Origin of the sequence: Candidatus Erwinia haradaeae (genome assembly GCF_900698925.1) — a bacterium.
GTDB lineage: Bacteria > Pseudomonadota > Gammaproteobacteria > Enterobacterales > Enterobacteriaceae > Erwinia_E > Erwinia_E haradaeae_I.
Genome location: NZ_LR217713.1, coordinates 88,484 through 104,495, shown reverse-complemented (window position 1 = coordinate 104,495; position 16,012 = coordinate 88,484). Strand labels below are relative to the sequence as shown.

At 34.9% G+C, this 16,012-nt stretch carries 13 protein-coding genes; all 13 read right to left on the bottom strand.

What is annotated here, in order from left to right:
• Positions 1-105: 105 nt before the first annotated feature.
• The 13 genes from nuoL to purC all read right to left on the bottom strand — a co-directional run bounded on the left by nuoL (position 106) and on the right by purC (position 15,862).
• Positions 106-1,950 carry an NADH-quinone oxidoreductase subunit L gene (gene nuoL, locus HACICURV3402_RS00335; protein ID WP_157992396.1) on the bottom strand — a complete coding sequence of 615 codons (1,845 nt, stop codon included), beginning with the start codon at positions 1,948-1,950 and terminating at the stop codon, positions 106-108.
• Positions 1,947-2,249: an NADH-quinone oxidoreductase subunit NuoK gene (nuoK, locus tag HACICURV3402_RS00330; RefSeq protein ID WP_157992395.1), complete on the bottom strand. Its 303-nt coding sequence runs from the start codon at positions 2,247-2,249 to the stop codon at positions 1,947-1,949. The genes nuoL and nuoK overlap by 4 nt, the downstream gene beginning before the upstream one ends.
• 6 nt (positions 2,250-2,255) lie before the next feature.
• The gene (nuoJ, locus tag HACICURV3402_RS00325; protein ID WP_157992394.1) at positions 2,256-2,807 is read right to left on the bottom strand and encodes an NADH-quinone oxidoreductase subunit J; all 552 of its coding nucleotides are present in this window, start codon (positions 2,805-2,807) and stop codon (positions 2,256-2,258) included.
• Positions 2,808-2,819: 12 nt separating this feature from the next.
• A complete protein-coding gene (nuoI, locus tag HACICURV3402_RS00320) occupies positions 2,820-3,362 on the bottom strand; it encodes an NADH-quinone oxidoreductase subunit NuoI (RefSeq protein ID WP_157992880.1) in 543 nt (180 codons plus the stop codon).
• 15 nt (positions 3,363-3,377) lie between these two features.
• The gene (gene nuoH / locus HACICURV3402_RS00315) at positions 3,378-4,322 is read right to left on the bottom strand and encodes an NADH-quinone oxidoreductase subunit NuoH (protein ID WP_232037508.1); all 945 of its coding nucleotides are present in this window, start codon (positions 4,320-4,322) and stop codon (positions 3,378-3,380) included.
• A 29-nt stretch (positions 4,323-4,351) separates the two neighbouring features.
• The gene (gene nuoG, locus HACICURV3402_RS00310; protein WP_157992393.1) at positions 4,352-7,075 is read right to left on the bottom strand and encodes an NADH-quinone oxidoreductase subunit NuoG; all 2,724 of its coding nucleotides are present in this window, start codon (positions 7,073-7,075) and stop codon (positions 4,352-4,354) included.
• Between the two features lie 122 nt (positions 7,076-7,197).
• Positions 7,198-8,481, bottom strand: coding sequence for an NADH-quinone oxidoreductase subunit NuoF (gene nuoF, locus HACICURV3402_RS00305; protein ID WP_157992392.1), 1,284 nt, complete (start codon positions 8,479-8,481; stop codon positions 7,198-7,200).
• On the bottom strand, positions 8,478-8,993 hold the full coding sequence (nuoE, locus tag HACICURV3402_RS00300) for an NADH-quinone oxidoreductase subunit NuoE (protein ID WP_157992391.1): 516 nt from the start codon (positions 8,991-8,993) through the stop codon (positions 8,478-8,480). The genes nuoF and nuoE overlap by 4 nt, the downstream gene beginning before the upstream one ends.
• Positions 8,994-8,995: 2 nt before the next feature.
• Positions 8,996-10,795 (bottom strand): NADH-quinone oxidoreductase subunit C/D, encoded by a 1,800-nt coding sequence (gene nuoC, locus HACICURV3402_RS00295; RefSeq protein ID WP_157992879.1) that lies wholly within the window; start codon positions 10,793-10,795, stop codon positions 8,996-8,998.
• Positions 10,796-10,930: 135 nt separating this feature from the next.
• A complete protein-coding gene (locus tag HACICURV3402_RS00290) occupies positions 10,931-11,605 on the bottom strand; it encodes a NuoB/complex I 20 kDa subunit family protein (protein ID WP_157992390.1) in 675 nt (224 codons plus the stop codon).
• The gene (gene ndhC / locus HACICURV3402_RS00285; RefSeq protein ID WP_157992389.1) at positions 11,562-12,053 is read right to left on the bottom strand and encodes an NADH-quinone oxidoreductase subunit A; all 492 of its coding nucleotides are present in this window, start codon (positions 12,051-12,053) and stop codon (positions 11,562-11,564) included. Before ndhC ends, HACICURV3402_RS00290 begins: the two co-directional genes overlap by 44 nt.
• A gap of 950 nt (positions 12,054-13,003) precedes the next feature.
• Entirely contained in the window at positions 13,004-14,407 is a 1,404-nt protein-coding gene (gene lysC / locus HACICURV3402_RS00280) for a lysine-sensitive aspartokinase 3 (protein WP_157992878.1), read from the bottom strand.
• Positions 14,408-15,148: 741 nt separating this feature from the next.
• Positions 15,149-15,862 carry a phosphoribosylaminoimidazolesuccinocarboxamide synthase gene (gene purC, locus HACICURV3402_RS00275; RefSeq protein ID WP_157992877.1) on the bottom strand — a complete coding sequence of 238 codons (714 nt, stop codon included), beginning with the start codon at positions 15,860-15,862 and terminating at the stop codon, positions 15,149-15,151.
• Positions 15,863-16,012 lie beyond the last annotated feature (150 nt).

Sequence of the window (16,012 nt, the reverse complement as noted above, 5' to 3'; positions counted from 1 at the left end):
AAACAACACCTTCTATAATAAACATTTTTTAGATAACCCTAGACGTCATGTAATGAGACTAAGCATCTAAAAATTCTATCTAAATCTACCATAAAACTTGTGTTACTATAAAATCAAAACAATTATGAAAAATACCGCTCCCATAATAATAGACATTAGATACCATGAAAGCGAACCGCTTGCACTTAACATCAAAACTCTTTGCCCTGAGTTCAACAAAAAAATTGGCATACTTATTAATGTATTTAACGGATCACCTGAAAGTAACCGAGAAAACCAGAAATAACTCTTAACAAACACTTGCCTATACAACCAATCAAAACCCCAAGAAGAAAACCACCAGATAGAAATTAAACGACCGAATTTACTATAAGCTATTGTGTTAAGTAAATTAGGTTGACCCAGCCAAAGAAAAGAAGATATAAAAACACCTGACATTACCACTAAACCTGAAGCAATCTCTAAGTTAAACTTATCAGAACTAGATAGGATGCTAGTTTCTGGGAAAATTCCTTCAAGAGGAGGAACAAGCCAAGAACCAATAAAAGTTGAAAGAAGCGCTAATATAATTAGTGGTAAATCATGCGCAATCCCTCTACCTTTCTCAGTATATATAATCTTTTCTTTACCATGAAATACTATAAAAATCATTCGAAATGTATAGAGTGAGGTGATGAATGCTCCAATTAATCCAATAGTCATTAATTTAAAATCACCGTGAGCTAGCGCTCCCGCCAGAATCTCTTCTTTGCTAAAAAAACCTGAAGTTAAAATTGGTATAGCTGATAACGCTGAGCCACCCACTAAAAAACAAACATAAACTAAAGGCATGCGATGACGTAACCCACCCATTTTGAAAATGTTCTGCTCGTGCTTACAACTAATAATCAGTGAACCAGTAGCGAGAAATAACAAGGCTTTAAAAAAAGCGTGGGTCATTAAATGAAATATCGCCGCCTCCCAAGCTTGAACTCCAAGCGATAGAAACATATATCCGATCTGACTCATGGTTGAATAAGCTAGTATGCGCTTGATATTATTCTGGACTAAAGCAGATAAACCAGCTAAAAGCAACGTAATCGCACCTACTCCACCTATAAAATGTAATATCCCTGGAGTAATAAGGAAAAAAGAATGAGTGCGAGCGATCAAATACACCCCTGCAGTAACCATGGTAGCAGAATGAATCAACGCAGATACTGGAGTGGGTCCAACCATAGCGTCACTTAGCCAAGTTTGTAAAGGTAACTGAGCAGATTTACCTATTGCAGCACCTACTAACATAATAGCGGCCCATGATAGCATATTATGCTGATCGAGAGACCAATAGCGACTTGAAAATAATGAAACTATTTCGTGAAGACTTAATGTATGAAACTCATAATATAAAATACATAATGCGATGATAAAAAATACATCACCTATGCGAGTCATGATAAACGCCTTTATAGCGGCTAAACCATAGGAGGAATTAGAATAATAAAAACCGATTAATAAATAAGAACAAAGACCAACACACTCCCACCCAAGATACATTAATAATAAATTATCTGCCAAAATAAGAAGAATCATGCTAGCCATAAACAAATTGGTATAAGCAAAAAAACGCGAATAACCCTCTACCCTACGCATGTACCAAGATGCAAACAAGTGAATCAAGAAACCTATACAAGTTACAACCAATAACAAAGTCAGTGATAAACCATCTAGAGTTAATTGAATATCAATTTTGAATTTTTTGACTTGCATCCAAGTCCATAACACCTGATGAAATATCGGATAACTATGCTGAAAACAATCAAAACCAATATATAGTGTAGTAATAGCTGACAACCCTACACATGATAAACCGGTAATTGCAATTGAATTTTCCGTGAATCGATTGCCAGTAAACGCTAGTAATAAAAAACCAACCAGAGGAAACAGAATAGTTAAATAAAGAACGTTCATCCACGCATCTCACTAAGAGTGTCAATGTTCATATTCTGAGTACAACGAGATAATCGTAACAAGAGAGCTAAACCAATGCTGCTCTCAATTGCAGCAAGGGTAATCGTAAAAATAAACATGATTTGACCATCAACCTGTTGCCAATAGCTACCCGCGACGACAAAAGCTAACGAAGAAGCATTCATCATAATTTCAAGACAAATTAATATAAAAAGTAGATTACGACGTAACATAACACCTAATAAACCTAAACAAAACAAAATACTAGCTAAAATTAGTCCATGATGTAGATATACCATCTTTAATTACTCCTGATTAGGCGGAACGAGAGACGATAGACAATCACGCCTAATAGCATCAGTATCTATATCCAACTCCCTTCCAATGTGATAAGCCACAATCAGTCCAGATAGCAATAACATAGAAACCAACTCTACCATTACCGGGTAGGAACTAAAAAGCTCCATGCCAACCTGTTTTCCATCAATGATAGTAGACACAATGCTATTACCTTCTATTGAAGAAATAGAATAAATTAATATCCCAAAAAAAAGTAGTGAAAATAAACCAGGACTAAGAAAAAGACTTGGTCGACTCCAGTCTATTACCTGTCTTTCTCTGGAACGCCCAAGATTCAGCATCATGATCACAAACACAAAAAGAACTAAAATTGCACCAGCATAAACTATAATTTCTAGCGCACCAGCAAAATAAGCACCCAATGAAAAAAATACACCAGATACAGATAAAAAGGAAATTATAAGATATAATAAAGCATGTATCGGATTTCGATCCTTAATTACAAAAATAGTTGCTAAAACTGATGCTAAACCACATAAATAAAATACATAATCCATACTTGACTCCCGTCAAGGCAACAAATCTTTCACTGAAATAGGTTGAGATTCAGATTGAGCAAAACCTTTATCTTTGCCCGTAACTGCCATACCTGTTATACGATAAAAATTATACTCTAGATACTTTCCTGGCCCAGAAATAAGCAAATTTTCTTTTTCATAAACCAAATCCTGACGCTTAAATTCAGCTAACTCAAACTCTGGAATAAGCTGTAAAGCATGAGTAGGACACGCCTCTTCACAGAGACCACAAAAAATACATCGAGAAAAATTAATACGAAACCATTCTGGATACCATCGACCATTGGTTTTATCGGACTTTTGCAATGCAATACAGCTTACTGGACACACTACAGCACACAAATTACAAGCTACGCAGCGCTCTTCTCCGTCTGGATCACGTGTTAAAACAATTCGACCACGATAACGCGGTGGTAAATAAATAGGCTCATCTGGATACAGAAGTGTTTCACGTTTCGAAAAAATACGAATACCAGTCATCCAAATGCTACGAAGAATTGTAACAAAACCAATCGCAAAATCCTTTACTCTCATTACCATCCTCCTGTCCTATAATTTACATAAAATTACCCAGGCAGTGACTAAAAGATTCAAGAGTGTTAAAGGTAGGCACACTTTCCAACCAAACGACATGACTTGATCATATCGTGGACGCGGCAATGCGGCACGGATTAAAATAAAAATCATAATAAAAAAAGCTGTTTTTATCACAAACCAAAAAATTGGTAACAACCACGGCCCATTCCATCCACCAAAAAACAAAGTAACTATCATGGAAGCAACGGCGATCATACTAATGTACTCACCAACAAAAAAAAGACCAAACTTCATTCCAGAATATTCAATATGATAACCATCAGCTAATTCTTGCTCTGATTCTGGCTGATCAAATGGATGACGATGACATACAGCTAAACCAGAAATAAAAAAGGTTAAAAAACCTACAAACTGTGGAATAATATTCCAAATATGAAGCTGACTTTTAACAATTTGGAGCAAATTAAAAGACCCGGCCTGAGCTACCACCCCCATTAACGATAAACCTAAAAACACCTCATAACTTAAAGTCTGAGCTGCACCTCTCATAGAACCTAATAGTGAATACTTGTTACAACTTGACCAACCAGCCAATAATATTGAATAAACTGATAAACCCGCCATCATTAAAAAGAAAAGCAAACCAATATTTAAATCTGATACCATCCAGGTAGGAGTAATCGGTACAGTAGCCATGACCATTAATAAAGAAGTAAAAGCAATGATAGGAGCTAAAACAAAAGTAAAACGATCGCTAAATGAAGGAATCCAATCTTCTTTAAAGAAAATTTTAATCATATCAGACATTATTTGCAATGAGCCACCCCATCCAACACGATTGGGTCCATAGCGATTTTGAAAAAGTGCAAGTACACGCCGCTCTACAAAACTCATCCATGCACCAGATCCAACAACAAATAATAGAATTAATATAGCTTTCACTATAAGAATAGTCATGGCAATCACTTATCTAGTTAACCAGCTCATTAGAACACCCGACGCAAATTATAAATATCTGCCCCACATAAAAAAACTCCAATACCTGGAAAACCTAAAGGCAAACCTACTTGCCCAAGCTGCAATTGACTTGATAAACGCAAAGGTAAACACCTTGTTTCTCCGTAACAAGTAAATTCTATCAAGGTACCTTCATTAACTTGAAGCATCTCCGCATCCTTAAGATTCATCATCAAGTAAGGCTTAAGCATACGTTTCTGAATAACTGGAGATTTCTGAGTCATCTCATCACTGCCAAATAAATGAAAGTAAGGAGCTATACGCCAACCCTTATCTGGTTTCATAAATCCTTTAGGAATATTCGTAAACCAGTCTAATGTGATCTTCTTGCTTCTAATAAGAAGCTCACCCGGATCACCATGACGAAGATGCCCACCTACTTGTTCTTGAAATTTATTCCAAGCTTGCGGGGAATTCCATCCTGGAGACCAAGCAAATGGAATATGTGATCGAGATGAATCTGGTTGATTATTTCCTTCCATGGAAAAAGCAAACATAGTATCTAGATCCTGTGGTTGACGTGGCTCATGAACACTAATATCCGCACGCATTGCAGTTCGCCCACTACATCGATGAGGTGAACGTGATAACTTTTGACCAAAAATACGAAAATTAGAATTTGGTGCAGCTTTTTTTATTTTAGATAAACATGGTAAGACCGAAACGCAATCATCAATGATATCATCTAAATTATGCCACTCTATATCCGATTTTTTCATCGCAGATTTGATCAAACCAATCCAACGCCAACTAGCTAAAACCTCAATTTTATCATTATAATACGATGGATCATATACCTGAAAAAAACGCTGAGCCCGACCCTCCTGATTTACTACTGTTCCATCACTTTCTGCAAAACTGGCACTAGAAAAAACTAGACCAGCTCTATCAGTTGTTAAAGTATGCTGGTGATCTAACGCAATAACAGAGCGTGCATTGCTTAATGCATTATCAATAATATGTTTTGGAGCATGACGATACAAATCATTTTCTAAAATAATAACTGTATCTGACTCACCAGATCCTATCTTCTCTAACGCCTGATTTAATGAATAACCGCCAATCAAACCTACACCTAAACTATTCACTGCCGACGTGACTAAACTTATTCCAACGTTAGACAAGCGCACACTTAATGCTTTAGCTACATTAGCTGCTGCCTGAATAATCTCTATACTCCCAGAATGGCTACCAGAAATAATTAACGGTTTTTTAGAACTCAGAAGGGTCCGAGCGATCATATCAACATAATTAGATAAGTTTTGATCAAAGCCCTGAACTGACGGAGCATTGGAATCTAATCTATGAGCAATAGCAAATCCAAGTCGAGCCTGATCTTCTACCGGTGCATAATAACTCCATGCTGCAATATCATCTAATCGAGTAGCATCAATATTAGTTAAAAAAAGAGGATATCGAGAACCTAAACCAATATTACCGATTGCAGCACTATGCCATTCTGCTATATTACGCTTGAAAGCAAGATCACGAGCTTTTCCTTTCACTGCTTGGCGTAACGATAACGCCATCCGCGCACTAGTCTGGGTTATATCCTCACCCAAAACAAGAATTGCATCATAACTTTCAATCTCACGTAATGATGGAATATAAACCCCGCTATTATGTAAAATTTTCAGTATTAAATTTAAACAAGAATGCTCTCCTTCTTGCATCCCAGAAGAAAAATTATCCTTACCAACTAAAGAAAATAACGCAAAATTGCTTTCTATACTTGCACGTACTGAACCAATACCAATCACTTTTTTCGCTTCACGTAACATATTAGAAGCTACTTGAACCGCCTTGTGCTTGTTTAATGCAATCACATTAGTACCACTATTCTGGATTGCTGAATATGGCCGATCTTTGAGATTAATATATCCATAACCAAATCGACCTAAGTCGCAAAGAAAATACTGATTAATCATACCATGATAACAATTTTCAATACGACGAATCTCACCGTAACGCTCGCCGAGATTAATATTACAACCGATACTGCACTGTTGGCAAACACTAGGTGCAAACTGCATATCCCATTTACGATTATAACGCTTAGAATGCGTCTTATCAGTAAATACCCCAGTGGGACAAATTTCTACTAAATTGCCTGAAAATTCACTCTCTAATGTACCATCACTAATGCGACCAAAATATACATTATCATGAGTGCCATATACACCTAGATCATGACCATCAGCATAATCATTATAATATCGTACACAACGATAACAAGAAATACAACGGTTCATTTCATGAGAAATGAATGGACCTAAGTTCTGATTATAATGAGTACGTTTGGTAAACCGATAACGACGTAAACTATGACCAGTCATAACTGTCATATCTTGCAAATGACAGTGCCCGCCCTCTTCACACACTGGACAATCATGTGGATGATTAATCATAAATAATTCTATCATGCTTTTTCGAAAGGCTTCTGCTTCGTAATCATTAATAGAAAGCAATATCCCATTATCAGCAGGGGTCATGCAGGACATTACCAACTGACCGCGGGTATCCGTAACACTTTGATACTTCTTAATTGCACATTGTCTACAAGCACCAACACTACCTAGCGCCGGATGCCAACAAAAATAAGGAATATTAAATCCAAGAGATAAACAGACGCTCAGCAAATTATCTGAACTATTGACTTCATATTCTTTTCCATCTACATAAATTGTAGACATAAGACACCTGCTTCTTTTAAGCTAATCTGAATAAACGCATTATTTTTTTACAACGCCCTCTTCAATTAAGACAAATTTAAGATATATGTCTCTTATGATATAAGTAAGCGCATTCTGTATATTTATTGTGGTCTTATACCAGAGTCAAATTCTTCTCGAAAATACTTAATCGCACTCTGAAGCGGCTCCACCGCTCCAGGTGCATGAGCGCAAAATGTTTTACCTGGTCCGAGATCACGACAAAGTTGTAATAAAATTTCAATATCTCCATGCCGACCCTCTTTAGCCTCCAAAGATCGTAAAATTTTAACACTCCAGGGAAGACCATCCCTACAAGGTGTGCACCATCCACAAGATTCGCGAGAAAAAAACTCTTCTAAATTCAGGACTAACGATACCATATTAATTTCATGATCTACTGCCATAGCAAGAGCTGTTCCTAAGCGACTACCAGCTTGACTAATGCTAGAAAATTCCATTGGTAAATCTAGATGCTTTTCAATTAAAAAATCAGTGCTAGCGCCACCCGGTTGCCACGCCTTAAGCTTTAAACCAGTCTGCATACCACCGGCATACTTTTCAAAAACTTCTCGCGCAGTAATACCAAATGGTAACTCCCATACACCAGGTGTTTTTACTCGACCAGAAAATCCCATCATTTTAGTACCTGCATCCATACTACTATTTGATATCCCTTTATACCAAGCAACACCATTAGATAAAATTGCAGGAATATTCGATAACGTTTCAACATTATTTACACAAGTTGGCTTTCCCCAAGCGCCTACTAAAGCGGGAAACGGTGGTTTAGAGCGTGGATTAGCGCGACGTCCTTCTAAGGAATTAATTAATGCCGTTTCCTCACCGCAAATATAACGACCTGCACCCATATGAACTACAATCTCTAAGTTAAAACCACTACCAAAAATATTTTTTCCTAATAATCCCGCTTCCACAGCTTCCTTAATTGCTCGTTGTAAATTAATTTCTGCCTCGATATATTCACCTCGTAAAAATATATAACTACGCCTTGCTTGTAAAGCAAAAGCACTAATTAACATACCTTCAATTAGCTGATGTGGTAATTGCTCCATTAATAAACGATCTTTATAAGTACCTGGCTCCATTTCATCCGCATTACATAATAAATACCTCACATCCATCGACACATCTTTAGGCATTAAAGCCCACTTAAAACCAGTAGGAAACCCTCCACCCCCTCGTCCTTTCAACCCAGACTCTTTTACTATCTGGACAACTTCATCAGGCGTCATAGTGCGCAAAGCAATTTCCGCACCACTATAACCATGATATTTACGATACTCCTTGATGAACACCGGTTGATGATCTTCCCTTAATCGCCAAGTTAAAGGATGTGTTTCAGAGGTACGCCTTATCTTCCTCATAGGTACTTCTCCAGCACTTGCAAAATATTTTCTGGTGTCATGTGAATATAAGTGTCATTATTAATCATAATTGTTGGTCCTTTGTCACAATTTCCAAGACAACAAGTTGGTAAAAGAGTAAAACGATTATCTTCAGTTGTTTCTCCTGAATATATAGACAGATACGATTCTAACGTTCTCTTTATACTCTGGTAACCTGTCATGTAGCATACTACGCTGTCACAATATCGAATAACATAACGACCAACTGGAGTTCGGTAAATATTACTATAAAATGTTGCAACTCCATCTAAATCACTAGCTGGAATACCTAATACCACCGCAATAGATTTAATTAAAGAATCAGACACCCATCCACGATGTTTCTGTACAATACTAAGCGCCTGAATTGAAACTGCGCGAGCTTCTTCATAATGACTCAATTCCTGCATGATAGAATCATACTCTATGGAAGTCAGTTCAGAATCATTACTCTCATACATTGTTTTAATTGGAATTCTTTCTCCATGCATTTTTATCGGTCCACGTCTGACATGACAAAATCAATACTTCCAAGATAAACTATAAGATCAGATACCATTCCTCCATTAATTACCGAAGGAATCTGCTGAAGATGTGGAAAACTGGGAGTCCGTATGCGCGTGCGATAGCTCATCGTATTACCATCACTTGTTAGATAATAGCTATTTACCCCTTTAGTGGCTTCAATCATCTGAAAAGACTCATTGGCAGGAATTACCGGACCCCACGAAACCTGTAAGAAGTGAGTTATTAAAGTTTCAATATGCTCTAAAGTTCTCTCTTTAGATGGTGGTGTTGTTAATGGATGATTAGATTTAAATGCACCTTCTGGCATATTATTCAAACACTGTTCTAATATACGAATACTCTGATAAATCTCTTCTACTTTCAGCATGACACGTGTATAAGAACAACTAATTCCACCACCAATAGGAACTTCAAAATCAAACTTTTCATAACCCGAATAAGGGCGCCATTTGCGGACATCAAAATCCAAACCTGTTGCACGTAAACCCGATCCCGTAACACCCCACTTTAGAGCCTCCGCCAAATTGTATGCGGCCACACCTTTCGCTCTACCTATCAAAATAGAATTTTTTAAAGTAGATGTTGAATACATTTTTAAGCGTTTAGGTAACCAATTTAATAGTTTACGTAATAAATTCTCCCAACCACGCGGCAAGTCCTGAGCCACACCACCAATACGAAACCAAGAGGGATGCATACGAGAACCGGTAATAGCTTCTATCAAATCATAAATTTTTTGACGATCAGTAAATGCCAAAAAAACTGGCGACATCGCACCAACATCTTGCATAAATGTAGAAATATATAATAAATGACTGTTAATACGAAAAAGCTCAGATAACATCACGCGAATGACCTCAGCACGCTCTGGTACGGTAATACCAGCTAACCTTTCTACTGCTAGCACATATGGTAATTCATTAACACAGCCACCTAGATATTCAATGCGATCAGTATAAGGAATGTAGCTATGCCATGACTGTCTCTCACCCATTTTTTCAGCACCGCGATGATGGTAACCAATATCTGGAACACAATCGACAATCTCCTCACCATCAAGCTGTAGAATAATACGAAAAGCTCCGTGTACTGAAGGATGATTGGGACCAAGATTAAGAAACATAAAATCTTCATTTATACGAGAAGATCTAAACCCCCAATCCTCTGGTTTAAACGTCAGGGACTCCATGGCTAAATCTTCTTTATCTTTTGTCAGCTGAAAAGGATCAAACTCAGTAGCACGCGCTGGATAATCTTTTCGGAGGGGATATCCTTGCCAGTAATGCGGCATAATTAATCTTGTTAAATGCGGATGACCTATAATGTCAATACCAAACATCTCCCAAGTTTCTCTCTCATACCAATTTGCATTAGAAAAGATATGGCTAATAGTTGGTACACTTAAAGAATTTTCTAATAATGCAACTTTGATCATAAGATCATAATTATTTTCAATAAAAATAAAGTGATAAAAAATAGAAAAATCTGCTTTGGGTAGTCCATAACGAGTAACTCTGTGACGCTCATCCATTCCATGTAAATCATATAACATAATGTATGGTGTAACTAACGCATGCAAGAACGTAATAATTTCAATAAGCTGTGCTTTTTTCACCCACATCACAACTAAATCCATGCGTGTGACTTGTATACTAAAAGCATGTTTACCAAATCGGTTATACAACTTGCTAATTATATGGTCATGCTTATGATTATCTTCCTGACATGGTGTATTTATAGAGTTTGTCGTGGTTAAATCAATCATAACTTGCTCACCATTATTACTCATCTAACTAAAATCATTGTATATCGCTCACACAATATAAATCTTGCGTAGTAAGAGCAATATAAGAATATAATTCTTACCTCATCAGTCTTTATAGAATAATTACTCAATATTTCAAATCTCATCTATCTGTCTTAAAGTAGATACAGAAATACGTTCTTCATTTTTCCTATCTCGCTCAGATTCAAGGTTTGCACGATAAACACCCTGATCATTAATAATAGATGCTAATGGCCGTCGTTCTTGTTTGATTGTTTCTTGTAGAAGTAAAAGAGCCTGCATATAGGCCTCTGGCCGAGGTGGACACCCTGGTATATATATATCTACTGGAAGAAATTTATCCACACCTTGCACTACTGAATATATGTCATACATCCCACCCGAATTAGCACATGCCCCCATAGAAATAACCCATTTAGGCGCCAACATTTGATCATAAAGACGCTGTATAACCGGAGCCATCTTTATAAAACAAGTTCCTGCAACTACCATAAAGTCTGCCTGACGAGGAGAAGAGCGAATGACTTCTGAACCAAATCTAGATATATCATGTACAGACGTAAATGCAGTAGTCATCTCAACATAACAACATGATAAACCAAAATTAAATGGCCAAAGAGAGTTTTTACGGCCCCAATTAACAAGGTTATGTATAGCGTGCTCTAATTTTCCAAAATATACATTTTTATGAACATATTTATCTAAGGGATCACATACAGTATCCTGTGTTTGAAGTGGATGAGAATCATTTTCTTTCTGTGGGTTGGGACGAGTCAAAATATAGTCCATTTTTAACCTTTACATTATGTTTTTTCTTAACGTGCGAAATAGTAGTATATACAATTTTCACATTTCGGGAGGTAGGAGACCAATCTAATGCTCTGTTTCGAATAAGATAAAATAAACTAATAATTAATACTAAAATAAAAAGACTAGCTTCAATAAAACCAATCCAACCACTTTCACGAATAGAAACTGACCATGCATAAAGATATAGAGCTTCAACATCAAAAATAACAAAAAACATAGCAACTAAATAAAATTTTGCTGATACACGCAACTTTCTGCCCCGAACTGAAGCAATACCAGACTCAAAAGGAGTGTTGGTGTACCTTCCTCGCAAAGTGCTACCTAAAAACCAAGATACAAGGAGCATTATAAAACACAAAAAAATAGAAGAAAAAATAAAAACACAAAAAGACCAATTATAAGTAAATTCCGTTATAGATTGCTGCATAACTTTATTACCGTTATAATGTATACATTATATATCAACACTCGCCTTCTTATCGCGAACTCATGTCATAGAAATTTTTTGATATACCAAAATAATTAATATGAATTACAACAATCATACTTCCTTAATTGGTATCTAGGGATCTATCAATACTATTATAATAGATAATTAGAATATATAATATACAAAACATATTTTTTTAAAAACAATACCATCTAATCACTTATCTTTTATATATTTTTTACATATTAAATATAAAAAAACATGAAAACTTTATATAAAATTAAAAATTAATTTATGAGATAAAATACTACTTATCTGATCATATTAAATTATATAAATTATAATGAAAATTATTTATAATGACATATCTCTTACGAATTATCATTTCTTCAGAATATCAAAAATTTTTTAAAAAATATTATTTTTATAAACATTAAAGTATATAAATATTTCATAAAAACTCAATGAGAGCTTTAGTTATTAGAATACAATATGAAAAACCAAATATTTTTATATTTCATAATATCTAATCATGCCTTTAACAGAAATAAATTCTGCGATAATAGAACACTATTCTGTCAACTATCAAAATGATTGATATAATTTTGTATCCCATACTTTTTAAAAAAATACCTATTACTACATATTAAATGATTAACAATGAAAAATACATGACTAATAGCTAAGAATAGCATGAATAAATCACCAACATATTTCATAGAAGAACAGTATTTCATGATATACTCTGTTATAGAATATCAAATATAAAATACATGTAATATAGAATGTGTTATCATAACATCTAAAAAAATTTATAAAAACCTTTTTACAAGAAACATACAAAATAATATTTAAAATATATGACTCTCTATTTCAAATAAAACCTTGTATTTATATTAAATATATTATATACTATATTAATAATAAAATTATAATACAATCTCATTCTATCCTACAGAATATTGTGTTTTATCTAGATATAAACCCCATTCAGTTTTCTCTTCAAAAATCTTGCGATGTAATATCTGAATAATTTGTTCAGCTTCGTGTCCATGCACTAAATAACATAACGTGGATCTACTAAATCTATAACACATCAATCGAATATTGAATAAATTTAATAAACTAAATACCGCTTGACGAATATGATAACATCCAGAAATTTGATTACCAATGATGACCACCAATGCCAGATTATCTTCTATTTCTACGTCGCATACAAAAGACAAATCATCTAATAATGATTGAGTTAATACACTATTTTGGAAAAAATTTTTACGAGTAGAATCTAGCGTCAATAGAAAGCATGCATCAGACAACATCATGAGATCTAACGAAAAACTATGACATGCCAAAATCTTAAATACTTTATCAATATAAAGAGAATTACATAAAATATTTCTACTGCGTAACGTTAATAAAATCTGTTGACGACGCAAAGTGATGGCGCGAAAAACAGGAAGATTATGCATCTTATTACAAACTATAGTCCCACCATCCATAGGGTTTTTACTAGATCCTACAAATACTGACATGTCACTACGCAATGCAGGTAATAATGTCGATGGATGCAATACTTTAGCACCAAAAGTAGCCATAACAGAAGCTTCTTCAAACGTCATTTTGTCAATACGTTTTGCAGAAGGCACTAAACGCGGATCAGTAGTATAAATACCTGAAACATCTGTCCAAATATTAATACTATGCGCATGAAGCGCTTCACCAAGAATAGACGCGGTATAATCACTTCCTCCGCGACCAAGTGTGGTAGTTCTCCCATGTTTTTCTTGGCCAATAAATCCCTGTGTAACAATTAATGATTCTTTAATGCGCGGCTTTAAATGATGATTCACTAACCCTAATAAATCTGGAATATGTGGTTCAGCGCAACCAAAACGAGAATTGGTACGCATTACTCTACGTACATCAAACCACTCTGCCATTACATGACGCTGACGCAAAATCTCAACAAATAGAAGAGTAGACATTATTTCACCATAACTCATTAACTCATCAGTTAACTCTAGAGATGGATTTCTTTCTGCCGATTCAGAAAGACTAACAATGTTTCTCATAACACATTGAATATGATGATAAAGAACCCTCTGTTTTTTCATTTTTTTGATAATTGCATCTTGAATATTGAATATTTCATCCAATATAACAATTTGAGAATTCTTTTTTTTTCCTTCAGCTAACGCGATTAGTCGATCTGTGACACCAGAAGACGCAGAGAGTACTACTAATCGTATGTTTCTGTTAGATGATACAACATCAGCGCTTCTATTCATAGCAATATAGTTAGACACACTAGTTCCACCAAATTTTGCTACAATCAAGTTCTCGGATATCACAATACATACCTTTGCGTCAGGTTTAAAAAAAACCTGCTAACAATAGAAACATAGCAATAAATAGAAAAAATTAAAAATAGAATGACCAATAAACTGTACGCACTAACTTGATATGTCTTTAATATCTATTTCTAATTGTAAAAAAAATCAGTATCACTCAGTCAATTACCTGAATAAACTGGTTATATAAGATATCAGACCCACCTTATCCATAACTTGAAAAATTTTATTACCATAAGACAACTCACCTAGAACAAATGCCACCTTATTCTAATAAGACGCATTCGTAAGATATTTAACAAACTTTTTTCATTTTATATACAATGAAATGCGTAGCTATATGTAAACACATATTATTAACGAATTTTGATTATTAGATCAAAGAACTCCCCTTTCTGAATCCCAACGATCAATCCATAATCATAGTAGGCACCACTAATGTATGACACTACATTTCATTATTATTTTTTTTCAACGATATTTTCTATTTCATTAACCCCATCCCATTTACTTATTGTTAACATGAATGCTTACAAATACAGTATACATCTAAATGCATAACAATCTTTTATTATGTTTCTAGGTGAAAATATTATAATTATTTTAATATACTACAACAGAGGATCTCTATTTCTATCGAGTAACATCATCAAAAAAATAATATCGAATAGAATTTTTAATTACCAATAAAATCTAACAAAAACCATCGACGAGAAGGAAAGAGGCCTATATAAAATCTTAATCCAATATTACGCCTAAGCGATCTGCTAGAGCCTCATACGCATCAATTAAACCAGGCAAACCACACCTATAGATGTCCTTATCCATTTTATTTAGAGTATCCCTATCCCAAAGACGCGCGCTATCAGGTGAAAATTCATCACCTAATACTACCTTCCCATCAAAAAGACCAAACTCTAATTTAAAATCTACTAAAATCAAAGCTAAACCATCAAAAAATCTGTAAAGATAATCATTTATCTTAAAAGATAAGCTGCGCATGCAAACAAGATGATCCATGTCTACCAACTTTAAAGTCTGACAATGAGACTCATTCACCCATGGATCGTGCTTCAAATCATTTTTTAAAAAAATCTCAAAAATTGGAGGATCTAGAACTCGTCCTTCTACTACGCCCAGGCGTTGTACTAAAGACCCAGCGGAGCGATTACGTATTACACATTCTAGAGGAATCATATCTAGATTTTTTACAACAACCTCGTTGTAAGAATAAAGAGATTCTACGTGCGTTGATATGCCAGATTGTTCTAACATTGACATAATAAAATAATTTAATTTGTTGTTAATCAACCCTTTGCGTTCAAAATATTCAATACGTTTACCATCTAGTGCAGAGACTGCATCACGAAATTTAATCACCAATAGATCCGGATCATTAGTGCTGTATAAGGTTTTGACTTTACCCCGATATAACTCACATTTCTTTTGTATCATATATACTGACCTATAAGTAAAATGATAATGGCTAATATTCTATTACGTCTTCATTTCCTCTAAAACATTCTCATCAACAATTGCGTTCTATAAAGAACTTCATATAGAAAAACGATACAGATCTATCTCAACTCAATTCGCAAGAAA

What these genes read in the sequence shown, in the direction of transcription:
- nuoL (WP_157992396.1), bottom strand. Translation starts at nt 1,950, where the DNA reads ATGAACGTTCTTTATTTAACTATTCTGTTTCCTCTGGTTGGTTTTTTA.
- nuoK (WP_157992395.1), bottom strand. Translation starts at nt 2,249, where the DNA reads ATGGTATATCTACATCATGGACTAATTTTAGCTAGTATTTTGTTTTGT.
- nuoJ (WP_157992394.1), bottom strand. Translation starts at nt 2,807, where the DNA reads ATGGATTATGTATTTTATTTATGTGGTTTAGCATCAGTTTTAGCAACT.
- nuoI (WP_157992880.1), bottom strand. Translation starts at nt 3,362, where the DNA reads ATGAGAGTAAAGGATTTTGCGATTGGTTTTGTTACAATTCTTCGTAGC.
- nuoH (WP_232037508.1), bottom strand. Translation starts at nt 4,322, where the DNA reads ATGACTATTCTTATAGTGAAAGCTATATTAATTCTATTATTTGTTGTT.
- nuoG (WP_157992393.1), bottom strand. Translation starts at nt 7,075, where the DNA reads ATGTCTACAATTTATGTAGATGGAAAAGAATATGAAGTCAATAGTTCA.
- nuoF (WP_157992392.1), bottom strand. Translation starts at nt 8,481, where the DNA reads ATGAGGAAGATAAGGCGTACCTCTGAAACACATCCTTTAACTTGGCGA.
- nuoE (WP_157992391.1), bottom strand. Translation starts at nt 8,993, where the DNA reads ATGCATGGAGAAAGAATTCCAATTAAAACAATGTATGAGAGTAATGAT.
- nuoC (WP_157992879.1), bottom strand. Translation starts at nt 10,795, where the DNA reads ATGATTGATTTAACCACGACAAACTCTATAAATACACCATGTCAGGAA.
- HACICURV3402_RS00290 (WP_157992390.1), bottom strand. Translation starts at nt 11,605, where the DNA reads ATGGACTATATTTTGACTCGTCCCAACCCACAGAAAGAAAATGATTCT.
- ndhC (WP_157992389.1), bottom strand. Translation starts at nt 12,053, where the DNA reads ATGCAGCAATCTATAACGGAATTTACTTATAATTGGTCTTTTTGTGTT.